General features: G+C 68.8%; 15 protein-coding genes and 1 pseudogene. 9 read left to right on the top strand and 7 right to left on the bottom strand.

Going from position 1 to position 12,987, the window contains the following annotated elements; genetic code table 11:
- The first annotated feature begins 188 nt into the window (after window positions 1–188).
- The 5 genes from NB3_RS16035 to NB3_RS16015 all read left to right on the top strand — a co-directional run bounded on the left by NB3_RS16035 (window position 189) and on the right by NB3_RS16015 (window position 5,766).
- Entirely contained in the window at window positions 189–1,385 is a 1,197-nt protein-coding gene (locus NB3_RS16035; protein WP_067803333.1) for an NAD(P)/FAD-dependent oxidoreductase, read from the top strand.
- A gap of 157 nt (window positions 1,386–1,542) precedes the next feature.
- On the top strand, window positions 1,543–2,502 hold the full coding sequence (locus tag NB3_RS16030) for an RNA polymerase sigma-70 factor (protein ID WP_084486284.1): 960 nt from the start codon (window positions 1,543–1,545) through the stop codon (window positions 2,500–2,502).
- A 28-nt stretch (window positions 2,503–2,530) separates the two neighbouring features.
- The gene (locus tag NB3_RS16025; RefSeq protein WP_067803329.1) at window positions 2,531–3,580 is read left to right on the top strand and encodes a hypothetical protein; all 1,050 of its coding nucleotides are present in this window, start codon (window positions 2,531–2,533) and stop codon (window positions 3,578–3,580) included.
- 200 nt (window positions 3,581–3,780) lie between these two features.
- On the top strand, window positions 3,781–4,443 hold the full coding sequence (locus NB3_RS16020; RefSeq protein WP_067803326.1) for a TetR family transcriptional regulator: 663 nt from the start codon (window positions 3,781–3,783) through the stop codon (window positions 4,441–4,443).
- A 165-nt stretch (window positions 4,444–4,608) separates the two neighbouring features.
- Window positions 4,609–5,766, top strand: a complete 1,158-nt coding sequence (locus tag NB3_RS16015) for an acyl-CoA dehydrogenase (RefSeq protein WP_067803323.1) — start codon at window positions 4,609–4,611, stop codon at window positions 5,764–5,766.
- 337 nt (window positions 5,767–6,103) lie between these two features.
- Here NB3_RS16015 and NB3_RS16010 read toward each other — a convergent pair whose 3' ends face one another.
- Both NB3_RS16010 and NB3_RS16005 read right to left on the bottom strand, forming a co-directional pair.
- Window positions 6,104–6,325 (bottom strand): hypothetical protein, encoded by a 222-nt coding sequence (locus NB3_RS16010; protein ID WP_067803320.1) that lies wholly within the window; start codon window positions 6,323–6,325, stop codon window positions 6,104–6,106.
- Window positions 6,318–6,749: a DNA-directed RNA polymerase subunit beta gene (locus NB3_RS16005; RefSeq protein ID WP_244891927.1), complete on the bottom strand. Its 432-nt coding sequence runs from the start codon at window positions 6,747–6,749 to the stop codon at window positions 6,318–6,320. Before NB3_RS16005 ends, NB3_RS16010 begins: the two co-directional genes overlap by 8 nt.
- A gap of 345 nt (window positions 6,750–7,094) precedes the next feature.
- Between NB3_RS16005 and NB3_RS16000 the strand changes: the two genes are divergently transcribed.
- Window positions 7,095–7,310, top strand: a complete 216-nt coding sequence (locus NB3_RS16000; RefSeq protein ID WP_371855907.1) for a DUF397 domain-containing protein — start codon at window positions 7,095–7,097, stop codon at window positions 7,308–7,310.
- A 17-nt stretch (window positions 7,311–7,327) separates the two neighbouring features.
- Window positions 7,328–7,534: a DUF397 domain-containing protein gene (locus NB3_RS34140; protein WP_084486283.1), complete on the top strand. Its 207-nt coding sequence runs from the start codon at window positions 7,328–7,330 to the stop codon at window positions 7,532–7,534.
- 103 nt (window positions 7,535–7,637) lie between these two features.
- Here NB3_RS34140 and NB3_RS15995 read toward each other — a convergent pair.
- Together NB3_RS15995 and NB3_RS15990 are read right to left on the bottom strand one after the other, a co-directional pair.
- Window positions 7,638–7,934 (bottom strand): annotated as a pseudogene (locus tag NB3_RS15995) (GNAT family N-acetyltransferase); the annotation flags it as partial.
- 34 nt (window positions 7,935–7,968) lie between these two features.
- Window positions 7,969–9,327 (bottom strand): FAD-binding oxidoreductase, encoded by a 1,359-nt coding sequence (locus NB3_RS15990; RefSeq protein ID WP_067803622.1) that lies wholly within the window; start codon window positions 9,325–9,327, stop codon window positions 7,969–7,971.
- A 212-nt stretch (window positions 9,328–9,539) separates the two neighbouring features.
- Between NB3_RS15990 and NB3_RS15985 the strand changes: the two genes are divergently transcribed.
- Together NB3_RS15985 and NB3_RS15980 are read left to right on the top strand one after the other, a co-directional pair.
- Window positions 9,540–9,860, top strand: coding sequence for a hypothetical protein (locus NB3_RS15985; RefSeq protein ID WP_067803619.1), 321 nt, complete (start codon window positions 9,540–9,542; stop codon window positions 9,858–9,860).
- Window positions 9,861–9,920: 60 nt separating this feature from the next.
- The gene (locus tag NB3_RS15980; RefSeq protein ID WP_067803311.1) at window positions 9,921–10,430 is read left to right on the top strand and encodes a GtrA family protein; all 510 of its coding nucleotides are present in this window, start codon (window positions 9,921–9,923) and stop codon (window positions 10,428–10,430) included.
- A gap of 261 nt (window positions 10,431–10,691) precedes the next feature.
- On the opposite strand, the gene NB3_RS15975 is transcribed toward NB3_RS15980, so the two are convergent.
- From NB3_RS15975 to NB3_RS15965, 3 genes are read right to left on the bottom strand one after another with little or no spacing between them, the layout of a single operon-like run.
- On the bottom strand, window positions 10,692–11,345 hold the full coding sequence (locus tag NB3_RS15975) for a Type 1 glutamine amidotransferase-like domain-containing protein (protein WP_067803309.1): 654 nt from the start codon (window positions 11,343–11,345) through the stop codon (window positions 10,692–10,694).
- A 3-nt stretch (window positions 11,346–11,348) separates the two neighbouring features.
- Complete coding sequence (locus NB3_RS15970) at window positions 11,349–12,185, bottom strand: maleylpyruvate isomerase family mycothiol-dependent enzyme (RefSeq protein ID WP_067803306.1); 837 nt, start codon at window positions 12,183–12,185, stop codon at window positions 11,349–11,351.
- Window positions 12,182–12,643, bottom strand: a complete 462-nt coding sequence (locus NB3_RS15965) for an HIT family protein (protein WP_174553212.1) — start codon at window positions 12,641–12,643, stop codon at window positions 12,182–12,184. Before NB3_RS15965 ends, NB3_RS15970 begins: the two co-directional genes overlap by 4 nt.
- Window positions 12,644–12,987 lie beyond the last annotated feature (344 nt).

The following is a 12,987-nucleotide window of genomic DNA, read 5'->3' as shown; positions in this document are numbered from 1 at the left end:
TAGACCTGCGGCCATGGTCAGATGCCAGGCCCAGGCCGAGCTCCTTCGGTCCGCACCGGCGAAACCCTGTGCAGGTACTCGATCGATGTCTCAGTGACGACGTATTATGTGATCTGCGTCACATCGTGTCAGGATGTTCGGGGCTGCGGTGTCTTGTTTTCGAGCCTCTCGGAGCGAAGGAGACACCAATGAGCGGGAACATCGATGTGGTCGTGGTCGGCGGCGGGTATGCCGGGGTGATGGCGGCGAATCGCCTGACGCAGCGTGACGACGTGAGGGTGACCGTTGTCAATCCGCGCCAGGTCTTCGTTCCACGGCTGCGGTTGCATCAGTTGGTGGGCGGCACCCATGACGCGGTCGTCGACTATCAGGACGTGCTGGCCGAGGGCGTTCGGCTGGTTGCGGACAGCGTGACGCGGATCGACCCGGCTGAGCGCAGTGTGACGCTGGCCGACGGTGGCAACCTTCGCTACGACTACCTGGTGTACGCGGTGGGCAGCGGCAGCGCGGGACCGCGAGTGCCGGGCGCGGCCGAGTTCGCCTACCCGGTCGCCACATTGGAGGCGGCGCAGCGGCTGCGGTCGGTGCTCTTCGACACGCCCATGACGGCCCCGGTGACGGTCGTCGGGGGCGGCCCGACCGGTATCGAGACCGCCGCCGAACTGGCCGAGCGCGGGCGCGCCGTCACGTTGGTCTGTGGCGGTGTCCTCGGTCCGTACCTGCACCCGAAAGCTCGGCGCACGGCCCGCAAGTACCTCGCCAGGCTGGGGGTGACGGTCGTCGAAGGCCCCGGAACGGCGGTCACTGCGGTGACACGGGATGCCGTGGAACTCGGCGACGGCCGGAGGCAGGCCAGTCAGGTCACGATCTGGACTGTGGGCTTCGGGGTACCGGACCTGGCCAACCGCAGCGGCTTGCGCACCGATACCGCGGGGCGTCTGCTCACCGACGAGACACTGACCAGTCTCGACGACGAGCGCATCGTCGCGGCGGGCGACTCGTCCGCGCCGTCGGACCTTCCGTTCCGGATGAGCGCCTATGCCGCGGGATGCCTCGGCGCGCACGCCGCCGACACGGTGCTGCGCCGGATCGCGGGTGAGCAGCCCGCGCCGATCGACCTGTCTTTCCCCGCCATGTGCATCAGCTTCGGCCGCAACGCCGGAATCTTCCAGCTCGGCCGCAAGGACGACACCGCGTTGCCGCTGTATTTCCCCGGGTTCGCGGGAAAGAAGCTCAAGGAGTTCGCCTGCGAAGCCAGCGTCAAGCATCTGGTGACCGAGGCGCGCAAGCCCGGCTCGCACCACTGGCCCAAGGACGGTAAGCACCGGCCGCGGCTGCTGCGGGAACAGGGCGGCGCGCCGGTCGTCGCGGACCAGGTGGTCTAGTCGCGTCCATGCCCTGATCGCCGGGTGTGGCAGCGCCGCCACACCCGCGCGATCTCCCGGCAGAGCCATTGAACCGCGGACGCTGATCGACCCGGTGTGCGCGCGTTCGTGCAGCGATCCGGGTCGCCGGATCGAACTACCAACAGAAGAGGACCTGATGGAAGCAACCAGTGCAGCCGGCGCCGCACCGCGGCCCGACCGCGAGGCAGCGGACCGCGACAGCGGCGACCACGCCACCGTCGAAGCGACCGAGGCGTTTCTCGCGCACCGCAACCTGCTGTTCACCGTCGCCTACGAGATGCTCGGCTCGGTGGCCGACGCCGACGACGTCTTGCAGGAGACCTGGTTGCGTTGGGTCGGGGTCGACGCGGCGCACGTCACCGAGCCGCGCGCCTACCTGGTCCGGATCACCACGAGGCAGGCGCTCAACCGGCTGCGCTCGGTGAAGCGCCGCAGGGAGGCGTACGTGGGGCCTTGGCTGCCGGAGCCGCTGCTCACCACACCCGACGTGGCCGCGGACGTCGAGCTCGCCGAAAGCGTGTCGATGGCGCTGATGCTCGTGCTCGAGACACTGAGCCCCACCGAGCGGGCGGTGTTCGTGCTCCGTGAGGCATTCGGGTTCGACTACGACGAGATCGCGGCGGCGGTCGACAAGACGCCCGCCGCTGTCCACCAGATCGCCCATCGCGCCCGCCGCCACGTCGAAGCCCGCCGTCCACGCCGCTCGGTGACCGCGCGCCAGGCCCAGGTGGCCGCCGAGGCGTTCCGCCGCGCTCTGGAGACGCGCGATCTGCAAGGCCTGCTCGACATTCTGGCCCCCGACGTCGTCGCCATCAGCGATGGCGGCGGTATCAAGCAGGCCACACCGCGCCCGGTCATCGGAGCCGACAAGGTGGCCCGCTTCATCGTCGGCGGACTCACCAGGAACGACATCGCCCTCACTGTCGAGGCGACCACGGTCAACGGCAGCCCCGCACTGGCACTGCACATGAACGGCGAACTCGACGGCGTCATCGCGCTGCGCGTGGACGACACCCGCATCACCGGCCTCTACTACGTCCGCAACCCGCAGAAACTGACCCACGTCGATGCCGAGACCCCACTCACCCTGCACTGAATCCGACTCACCTGCTCGAGGAGAAGACATGACCACGCGGGCGCCGCTCGCCGCCGATTCCCTTCCGTCCCGATGGCCGACGGTGGCCGGAGCGGTCCTCCTGCTCACGGCGATCGTCAGCGTGTTGCTCGCCGCTTTCGCCTGGCCGTCGGTGCGGTCGTCGGTCCACGATGTGCCGATCGCTGTCGCGGGTCCGAGCACCGCGGTCGCGCAGGTCCGCGCCGGGCTCGATCGACAGCTGCCGGGCGGCTTCGTGATCACCGAAGTCGCCGACACCGCGGCTGCCGAACAACTCGTCCGCGACCGGCGGGTCTACGGGGCGATCGACCTCGGCTCCGGCGGTGCGCAGGTGATCGTCGCCTCGGCCGCCAGTCCGGCGGTCGCCCAGACCTTGCAGGGGGTGGCCGGTGGCCTGGCTCGGGTCGGGAGTTCCGGCGCGACGGTTCGCGACCTCGCCGCCCTGCCTGCGGACGATCCGCGCGGAGCGGGCCTGGCCGCAGGCGCCTTGCCCTTGGTCATGGGTGGTCTGTTGGCCGCGGTGCTGCTGACCAGGTTTGTTCGCGGCACGTTCCGCAGGGTCGTCGGAGCGCTGGCCTTCGCGACCACGGGCGGCCTGGCCGTAACCGCGATCCTGCAGTTCTGGCTCGGCTCGGTGAGCGGTTCCTACCTCGCCAACGCCGGCGCCGTCGGCTTGTCCATCGCGGCCATCGCTTCGACCGTTCTCGGGCTCGAGGCACTGCTCGGATACGCCGGGATCGGGATCGGCGCCGTCGTCATGATGCTCATCGGCAACCCTCTCTCCGGTACCGCCACCGCGCCCGAGATCCTGCCCGGCTGGTCCGGCGCGCTCGGCCAGCTGTTGCCGCCGGGCGCAGGCGGGCGATTACTGCGCTCCACCGCATTCTTCGACGGCCGTGGCGCCGCGCACGCCGTCGTCGTGCTGCTGGTCTGGCTCACGCTCGGGCTGACGCTGTGCCTGATCGGTGGGCTGCGCGCCCGCCGTGCGGCCGGGGACGCGAGAGGTCTCCCCGGGACGTGCGGATCTGTGCCGCACCATGTCGGTACCCCCACGGGCTGACTCGCACTGCCTCCGAGGGCGGTCTGCGTATCGCCGTGCCCGTCGGGGGCTGCCACATGGTCCCGGCCTGCACCGACCGCACGGCGCGAGCCGGGACCTGCTGAAACGACGGCGGATCGCGAAAGGTCCAGGTGTGGGGACTCGCGCTCTCGGCCCGCTGACTACGGTGTGAGTTCGTGACTACAGGGGATATCGCCCGGATGCGGGGAGGCGACGACACCGCGCATTTTCGGCTCACGGTGGTGGATCAGGCGCTGCGGTTGTTCGCCGAGAAGGGGTACGAGGCGACGACCGTCGACGAGATCGCGGAAGCGGCCGGCATCTCGCGGCGCACGTTCTTCCGGCAGTTCCGGTCGAAAGAGGACGTGATCTTCGCCGACCACGAGTCGCAGCTGGCGCAGGCGGCGGAGTTCCTGGCCGCCTCCCGCGAGGATCCGTGGGAGGCGGTGTGCTCGGCGGTGGTGCAGGTGTTCGAGCGGTTCACGCAGTGGCGGGAGATCGCGGCGCGGCGCTATCAGGTGGTCCGGCGGGTGGCCGCGCTGCGGGAGCGGGAGATCGTCACCGTCTTCCGCTACGAACGGCTGTTCACCGACTACCTGCGCGAGCGGCTGCCCGACGTCCCGGATCTGGCCCGGGTGCAGTTCACCGCCGCCGTGACGGCGACGCACAACTATCTGCTGCGCCGGATGGTGCGCGGCGAGTCGGACGCGGGCGCGGCGGACCTGCGGATGGAGCTGGCCGCCATCCCGCGCGGTGCCGGGCGCGCCGCGAACGCCGACGAACTGGTCGTCGCGGTGTTCCCGCGTGACGTGCCGCCCAAGCAGATCGCCGACTTGCTGGTCCGCAAGCTCGGTGCGCTGTGATCCGGCCCGAAGTGCGACCGATCTGACACTGAGTGCCACAGCATTGACCCACTTGATCGCAATCTACGGGGGTATACTCGACTCATATGTGGCACTGAGTGCCGCTTCGCTGCTTTTGTTCCAGGGAAAGCGGCGCCGACCACCGACGACCAGGAGTGAAGCCCGATGGCGGGAAACCCCGATTTCGACCTGTTCAAGCTCGAGGATTTCCACGATGAGCTGCGCGAAGCGATCCGCGCCCTCGCGGAGAAGGAGATCGCCCCGTACGCCAAGGACGTCGACGGCAACTCCCGCTTCCCCGAGGAGGCGCTGACCGCGCTCAACGCCTCCGGCTTCAACGCCGTGCACGTGCCGGAGGCCTACGGCGGCCAGGGCGCCGACTCGGTGGCCACCTGCATCGTGATCGAAGAGGTCGCGCGCGTCTGCGGGTCGTCCTCGCTGATCCCGGCCGTCAACAAGCTCGGCACCATGGGCCTGATCCTGAACGGCTCCGAGGAGCTGAAGCACAAGGTGCTGCCGGACATCGTCAACGGCGAGATGGCCTCCTACGCGCTGTCCGAGCGCGAGGCGGGCTCCGACGCGGCGGGCATGCGCACCCGGGCCAAGCAGGAGGGCGACGACTGGATCATCAACGGCTCCAAGTGCTGGATCACCAACGGCGGCAAGTCCTCCTGGTACACCGTGATGGCGGTGACCGACGCGGAGAAGGGCGCCAACGGCATCTCGGCCTTCCTGGTGCACAAGGACGACGAGGGCTTCGTGGTCGGCCCGCTCGAGCACAAGCTGGGCATCAAGGGCTCGCCCACCGCCGAGCTGTACTTCGAGAACTGCCGGGTGCCGGGTGACCGCATCATCGGCGAGCCGGGCACCGGCTTCAAGACCGCGCTGCAGACCCTCGACCACACCCGCCCCACCATCGGCGCGCAAGCCGTCGGCCTGGCCCAGGGCGCACTGGACGCGGCGATCGCCTACACCAAGGACCGCAAGCAGTTCGGCAAGTCGATCGCCGACTTCCAGAACACCCAGTTCATGCTCGCCGACATGGCGATGAAGATCGAGGCCGCCCGCCTCATGGTGTACACCTCGGCCGCCCGCGCCGAGCGCGGCGAGCAGAACCTCGGTTTCATCTCCGCCGCCGCCAAGTGCTTCGCCTCCGACGTCGCCATGGAAGTCACCACCAACGCCGTCCAGCTCTTCGGCGGCGCGGGCTACACCACCGACTTCCCGGTGGAGCGCATGATGCGCGACGCCAAGATCACCCAGATCTACGAGGGCACCAACCAGATCCAGCGCCTGGTGATGAGCCGCGCCCTGCTGAAGTGATGTTCTTCTGGATCACCGGATGTTCGGGCGCGCCTGAAGTCGTCTCTCGAGACGCCGAAGCATAGGCCGCCCGAACGTCCTGTCCATCGCATCGCGCGCCCGCTCTTAGCTCGACGGCACCGAATAGGCGCGCGCAATCTGAAACCCGGATCGCCGGGACGTCCCGATGCCTGCGCTTGGCCCGGTGTCAGCCCGATCCCAGGCGTGCCCCCTCTCTCGAAGCGATGCGGCCACGAGTGGCACATGGTTGCGGCAAAACGCGAGTGACCTTCTCGCTGGTGTGCCACTCGTGGACGCATGTCGCGGACTTTGCCGGGGCGATGGCGGTGGGGCGCTGTCAGGGCTCCAGGTAGAGGCGTTCGCACGGGAGTCTCGGGTAGTCGTCGGTGATGTCTGTGGATACTTCCACTGCGTCGTGCCAGTGCCGGGCGCGCCACTCCTGGACGAAAAGGCATGCGGCCGTTACGCAGGCGACGAAGTCCAGACGGGCTCCGTGCCAGAACACCGACAGGTGCACATCCGGCTCGGACGGGATGGGGGATACTGCGCGGTCAGGCATATGTGATCACCCGCCGACCACGCGCGAGCTTCGCGGCCACGCAATGGCGGATCGCCGCGACGACCACGCAGCCGGATGGGCGAAAGGCCGTGTCCGGGTGGGTAATCCACGCGCGGAACTTGGTCCCTCGGTCGGCGGGGCTCGGCAGCGCGATCATGCCGCCGTAACGGATGATGGACACGTTCAATCGGAACATCTCGGCGAACAGCGGCGCGTCGTCCGGCAGATCGGGGCGGATGATGAACGTCCATCGTTTCGAGCGCGGATGCGACAGGATCGGCCCCAGCTCGTGGCCATGGTCCTGCATCCACACCTTCACGTGCTGCCCCAGGATGGCGGGCATGGTTACCGCCCACACCATTCCGGTTCGGACGACGATGCGGCCGATCTGGGGCGGGTCAACTATCGCGGGCAGGTTGCACACTCGTCGGTAGTAGTGGCAGCGAGACAGCGGCGTGTCTCCGAAAGCTATCGGCGCATCCATCTGAAGACCTCGGGTCGCATCGACGGGTAGGAGGTGCGCACGACCCGTCCTCGCTTGGCGTGTCGACGATTTGAAGTGGGTGCTCCGCGGACTCTGCAATCCCAACCCGGCCGGTGCGCACGGTCATCAGACAACGACGCGTAGGTGCGGGCACCCCGAATCGGGTACACCGAAAAAGGTCTCCGAAAGCCCAGCACGCGCACCGCAAACGGTGTGAGGATATACGCGAGACGGGTGATTCTCGTGCCCGTAGCAGGACTCTGTTGCGGCAGGTAGCGAGGGAGCATGAGCAGCGTGGACGTTGAGCTATCCGGGGCAAAGTGGTTCAAGACCAGCCGCAGTCAGGCCGGTAAGGAATGCGTGGAGGTTGCGTTCCTCACCGGGGGCGGTGTCGGCGTGCGGGACTCCAAGAACCCGACCGGCTCAGCCCAGAAGTTCACCCCCGGCGCATGGGATGCCTTCACCGCTGGCATAGCCCATGGCGCATTCGAGCGCCCCTGAGGAAGGGAGTTTGCGCCGTGAATACCATCCTCAGCGAGACGAAGTGGTTCAAAAGTACCCGTAGCGGCGGCGACAAAGCATGCGTCGAGGCCGCCTTTCTCGCGGGAGGCGGTGTCGGCGTGCGGGACTCCAAGAACCCGGCTGGCCCGGCGCTGGTCTTCACGCCATGCGCGTGGGACGCCTTCACCACAGGCATAGCCAGCGGCGAGTCCGGACGCCCCTAACCATTCAGACCGCCGACAGCATCCACGGGATCAATCCGCGAGTGGCACACGGCTGCGGCAAAACGCGAGTAGACCTCTCGCTGGTGTGCCACTCGCGACGGGTCTACTTCACCAAGTCGGCGTATTCGCGGTGCTGGGAGATGTACTGCTCGACGTACCAGCAGGTGGGGATGACCGAGTAACCGGCGGTGCGGGAATCGTTGAGGGCGTATTCGACGACTTGGGCGGCTACGCCTCGGCCTCGGAATTCGGGGAAGGTGAGGGTGTGGTGGAAGTCGCGGGTCTTGGTGTCCTCGCGTTCGGCGTAGTCGGCGTACCCGGCGAGGGTGTCGTCGATGTAGATCTCGAAGCGGGTGTCGGCGACGTTGTGTTCGAGCCTGGTCGTCATGTCGGGGTAGAACTCCTCGTGCGTGGGGAATGTTCCGTCGCGGCGGTCAGAGGATCGCGCCGGGGTTGAGGATGCCGTCGGGGTCGAGTGCGTCCTTGATGCGGCGGGTCAGGGCCATCACGTCGGGACCGAGCTGATCGGGCAGCCATGCCTTCTTCAGTCGTCCGACGCCGTGTTCACCGGTGATGGTGCCGCCGAGGGCGATGGCGAGGTCCATGATCTCGCCGAAGGCGCGGTGCGCCCGCGCGGTGTGGTCGGCGTCGGCGGGGTCGTGCACGATCAGCGGGTGGGTGTTGCCGTCGCCCGCGTGCGCGATCACCGACACCGTCACGGCGTTGCGCTCGGCGATCTCGGCCACGCCGCTCACCAAGTCGCCGAGCCGGGGCAGCGGCACGCCGACGTCCTCGAGCAGCAGCGGCCCGAGCTTCTCCACGGCGGGAATCGCCAAACGCCGTGCGGCCGTGAATGCCTCGCCCTCGGAAGGGTCCTCGGTGTGGAAAACCTCTGTCGCGCCCGCCTTCTCGCAGGCGGCCGCCATGATCTCGGCCTCGCGGTGGGCGAATTCGCCGGGGGCGTCGGAGCGGGCGACCAGTAGCGCGGCCGCCGTCCGGTCCAATCCCATCCGCAGCTCGTCTTCCACGGCGTTGATCGACACCGAGTCCATGAACTCGAGCATCGATGGGCGCAGTTCGCCGGTGATGGCCAGGATCGCGTCGGTGGCGGCGGTGAGCGTGGGGAAGCTGGCGACGACCGTGCTCTGCGGCGGTTGCGCGGGCAGCAGCCGCAGGGTCAGCTCGGTGATCACGCCCAGCGTGCCCTCGCTGCCGACGAACAGCTTGGTCAGCGACAGCCCGGCCGAGTCCTTCAAACGCGGGCCGCCGAGCCGCACGACGGTGCCGTCGGCGAGCACGACCTGCATGCCGAGCACGTAATCGGTGGTGACGCCGTACTTCACACAGCACAGCCCGCCCGCGTTGGTCGCGGCGTTGCCGCCGATCGAGCAGATCTCGAACGACGACGGATCGGGCGGATACCACAGCCCGTGTTCCGCGACCGCGCGCTTGACCTCGGCGTTGAGCAGGCCCGGCTGCACCACCGCGGTGCGGGTCACCGGGTCGACGGAGATGTCCCGCATCCGTTCGGTGGTCAGCACGATCGCTCCGTCGACGGCCGTCGCGCCGCCGGACAGCCCCGAGCCGGCCCCGCGCGGAATCACCGGGACGCGACGGGCGGCGGCCCAGCGCAGCGTCGCGGCTACGTCGTCGGTGCTGGTGGCACGCACCACGGCCAGGGCGGTGCCGGCGCCGGGATCACGCGCCCAATCCTGCCGGTAGCTCGCCAGCAGGTCGGCGTCGGTGAGCACCGCGCCGTCGGGGAGGGCGGCGATCAAGTCATGCAGGTCCACCACCTCACGCTAGCTCCCCGTGCCCGATATTTGCCGCTCGGGCGACCCACGCGCGTGTGGCGAACGGAAGCCCCGTGATGTGATGTCACCCGCCCCAGTGGTATTACCGCCTACGGGAGACCAGAATGCCGACAGGGGCTTGACTGTTCGGGGCATCGAGTTCTCCCGGCGCCATGTCGTGGCGCCGCGTACCACGTGGAGGGATGGAACGGATGCAGGGCGAACAACCGAGTCGCCGGGAGCTGGTCGCCGCGATGTTCTCCAGCGAGTTCGTCGAGGACGGCTTCGATCAGGACGTGCTGCGCCGGGTGCACGCGGGTGAGCACGAGGAATGGCTGACCGCGCTGGACCGCTCCGGTGTTTTCGGCAAGGAGGCTCTCGCCGAGCTGGCCGACCTCTGGCGGCGCGAGCCCCGCGAGTTGCTGGAGGCGCTGCTGACGGAGGCGGACGATGTCGCGCGGCGGCGGTGCCTGGCTGTCTGGGCGAGCCTGGATCACGCCTCGGAGGACCCGGGCCGAGCCCAGATCGGCTGAGCCACCCCGCGGTCGCCGTCCGCTCATCTGCCGGACATCTGCCGCTGGCACGCTGGCCGCGTGCACGAGCTGTCCGAGACCGCCGACACCATCGCCGACCGGTTCACCCACTGGTGCGGGGCGCTCACACACCGGCTGCCGTTCGGGCTGAACCGTCTCGTCCCGCCGACCTTCCTCGGCTTCGCGCTGATCAACAGCGGCACCTTCGCCGTCGACTTGGCACTGCTCACCGTTCTGCACGGCTGGTTGGATCTGCCGGTGTGGTCGTCGGTGACGGTGGCATACGTCTGCGCGTTCGGGCTCGCGTTCGTACTCAACCGCACGTTCAACTTCCACTCCCACGCTCCGGTCGGCAGGCAGGCCGCGGTGTACGTCGCGGTGGTCGTGGTCAACTACCTCGCGTTCATCCTCGGCATCGGCAGCGGGCTCACCGCGCTCGGCCTGGAATACCACGTGTCCCGATTGCTGGCGGGCGCGTGCGAGGCGATCTACATGTACAGCGCGATGCGCTGGGTGGTCTTCCGCCGCGCGGTGGAGCCGGAACCGGAGCTCATGCCCGACGCGATGTGAGGCGCCGAAGATGTGTCCTGGACGCCGGTATCCGGTCGGGTCGGTCGGGAAACCGCGTCCGGACGAGGTGGTCGCCGCTTCGGACGACCTGGCCGTGGTGAATCCGACGGGCATCGATCGGCACCGGCTGTGTGTCCTCCGGGGCGCGAGGGACCCTCGAGGGCCGTCGGAGAGAAACGTACCGGGAGTCGCCGGTGCCGGGAACCTGCGCGAGTCCACCGGTCGGTGTCACGGACTCCAGCCGGACGGCTGCCGAAACTGTTACGACGAGGGCGGACTGATCAGCACTTCGGTGCGCTCGCCGTCGACGACGATCGCGTCGTCGTCGGTCAACGCCCAGTGCGCGACGCCGTCGGCGCGGTAACGAGCCGCGAGGCGCGTGCAGTCGCCGGTGGGGTCGGTGGCCGAATCGATGTGCGGCACGATGCGGCGTTCCACCAAACCCAATCCGTCCCACCTGGGTTCGACGCCGCAGGCCGGTGCGACCTCGGCCGGATCGTCCACCGACTCCAGGCCGTGCAGGTCCGGGGTCATCACACAGGCCCCGGCGCTGTAACCGGCGTAGACGAGCGCGTCGGCGGCGAGCAGCCGGGGCAGAATCCGATCCGCGCCGCTGCGCGCGAATTGGGCGCGCAACACGAAGGTGTTGCCCCCGCGCACCCACAGCAGCGGGAATCCCGCCAGCTCGCGTTCCAGCTCGGCCTCCCGGCCGATGTACTCGCGCAGGTCGAGCACCTCGGGCCGGTAGCCGAGTTCGCGCAGCGGCGCGAGGTCGCTGGTCACCGCGCCCGCCCATGCCTGCGGCCAGGCGTCGCAGGCATTCGGGATCAGCGCGACGCGGCCCGGCGGCCCCGCGAGTGCGCGGAGCCGGTCGTAGTGCGCGCCGAACCGGTAGCTGGACAGGAACAGTCGCACGGGTCAGAGGGTGAAGGCCAAGTGGCGGACGAGGCGCTGCCCGAGTTCGTCGTCGCCCTCGACGGTGATCTCGTCCATGTGCTCCTCGGCGGTCGTCCGGCCGCCGCCCAAGCGCACGAAAAGCCGTGAGTCGAGAGTGATCTCGACCGTGGCGGGTCCGTCGAACGCGTCGACGTAGTTCGCCCGGCCCGCCACTTGGATGCGCAAGGTCCTGGCCAGCGGCCCGGTGAGCGCGAACGCGATCCGCGCACCGTCCGGCGCCTCGCCCTTCTTCGCCACCACCCGTGGGATGTTGCCCGCGAACTCGGCGAACGCCAGCTCGCCGCGGGGGCCGCCCTCCTCGACGCGCACGCCGAGCGCGTCGGCGATGTCGAGTTCGTGCATCCAGCAGTCGAACAACCGCACCCGCATGAACTTGCCGTAGGTCACCTGCCCGATCGGCGAGACCGTCTCCTTCTCCCACTCGGCGTCGCCCATCGCCGCGAGCGCCGTGCGCCTGCGGTCGATGACCTCGCGATACAGCTCGAGCAGACGGGCGCCGGACAGCGGGCGCAGCCGGTCGACCCAGATCTCGTTGAGCACCGCGGTCTCGTTGCGCACGTACGGCAGCGTGCTCACGTCGGTCTTGGCCCTGGTCGGGTCGTGCGCGGGCGGCCGGTCGCCCAGCAGGAAGGACTCGGTGCCGATGACGTGGGCGACGACGTCGAACACGGTCCAGCCGGGCAGCGACGACGGGGTGCGCCAGCGTTCCTCGTCCAGCGGCGCGATCAGCGCGTCGATCGCCTCCCACTGCCGCGACAGCAGGTCGATCAGCGCGACCCGATCGATCGTCTCGGTCATCCCTCGTTTTCCTTTTCCGGGCTCGCGCCCTCGTTGTCCAATGCCGCGATGCCGTCCCGGATGGCCGCGGCGGTGGCTACCGGATCATGCGGGCGGCGCAGGAGGAAACCCTTTGCGAACCGCAGCGTGTCGCCGTGTCTGCGCGGGATCACGTGCAGGTGGACGTGCGGGACGGTCTGGAACGCCGCCCTTCCGTCGTTGAGCACCAGATTGGCGCCGTCGGCGGCCAGGCGGCTGCGCCGGATGGCCAGCGCGAGCCGATGACCGGCCCGGAAGATCTGCGCGCCGAGCTCGGCGTCGAGATCCTCCAGCTCGGCGGCGTGCCGCTTCGGTATCACCAGCGTGTGCCCGCGAGCGATCGGCCGGATGTCGAGAAACGCGCACAGCGCGTCGTCCTCGTACACTTTCGCCGCCGGTGCCTCGCCCGCCACGATGCGGCAGAAGACGCAGTCGTTCACACGCTGGACCATACGGCGTACGAGGCGCGCGGAACACCCCGGATCCTCGATCGGCATGACGCACATCACTATGCCGCTGTGGGATACACGTCCCACCTGGTGGCCAACCTCGAGGTGGGTAACCAACTTCTCTGTACGGTCTTGCCGTGTTCACCTGCGGAGACCACGATCACACGAGAAAGGAAAGGATGGACCGTCCCCCGGCGGCCCGCTGTTCGCTCGGTGGCGACCGGACGGTATCGGACGTCACCAGAGCGATTCGCCCGGCGTGTGTGACGGGCATCTCAGCTAGGCTCACCGCGGGCCAGGTACAGTGGCGAGGATTTGGGCGAACTTACTCATCG

The sequence above is a fragment of the Nocardia beijingensis NBRC 16342 genome, from assembly GCF_001612785.1.
In the GTDB taxonomy this organism is placed as follows: domain Bacteria; phylum Actinomycetota; class Actinomycetes; order Mycobacteriales; family Mycobacteriaceae; genus Nocardia; species Nocardia beijingensis.
The sequence above is the reverse complement of the archived record's forward strand: the minus strand, read 5'-3'. Positions and strand labels throughout refer to the sequence as shown.

What these genes read in the sequence shown, in the direction of transcription:
- NB3_RS16035 (WP_067803333.1), top strand. Translation starts at nt 189, where the DNA reads ATGAGCGGGAACATCGATGTGGTCGTGGTCGGCGGCGGGTATGCCGGG.
- NB3_RS16030 (WP_084486284.1), top strand. Translation starts at nt 1,543, where the DNA reads ATGGAAGCAACCAGTGCAGCCGGCGCCGCACCGCGGCCCGACCGCGAG.
- NB3_RS16025 (WP_067803329.1), top strand. Translation starts at nt 2,531, where the DNA reads ATGACCACGCGGGCGCCGCTCGCCGCCGATTCCCTTCCGTCCCGATGG.
- NB3_RS16020 (WP_067803326.1), top strand. Translation starts at nt 3,781, where the DNA reads ATGCGGGGAGGCGACGACACCGCGCATTTTCGGCTCACGGTGGTGGAT.
- NB3_RS16015 (WP_067803323.1), top strand. Translation starts at nt 4,609, where the DNA reads ATGGCGGGAAACCCCGATTTCGACCTGTTCAAGCTCGAGGATTTCCAC.
- NB3_RS16010 (WP_067803320.1), bottom strand. Translation starts at nt 6,325, where the DNA reads ATGCCTGACCGCGCAGTATCCCCCATCCCGTCCGAGCCGGATGTGCAC.
- NB3_RS16000 (WP_371855907.1), top strand. Translation starts at nt 7,095, where the DNA reads ATGAGCAGCGTGGACGTTGAGCTATCCGGGGCAAAGTGGTTCAAGACC.
- NB3_RS15985 (WP_067803619.1), top strand. Translation starts at nt 9,540, where the DNA reads ATGCAGGGCGAACAACCGAGTCGCCGGGAGCTGGTCGCCGCGATGTTC.
- NB3_RS15970 (WP_067803306.1), bottom strand. Translation starts at nt 12,185, where the DNA reads ATGACCGAGACGATCGATCGGGTCGCGCTGATCGACCTGCTGTCGCGG.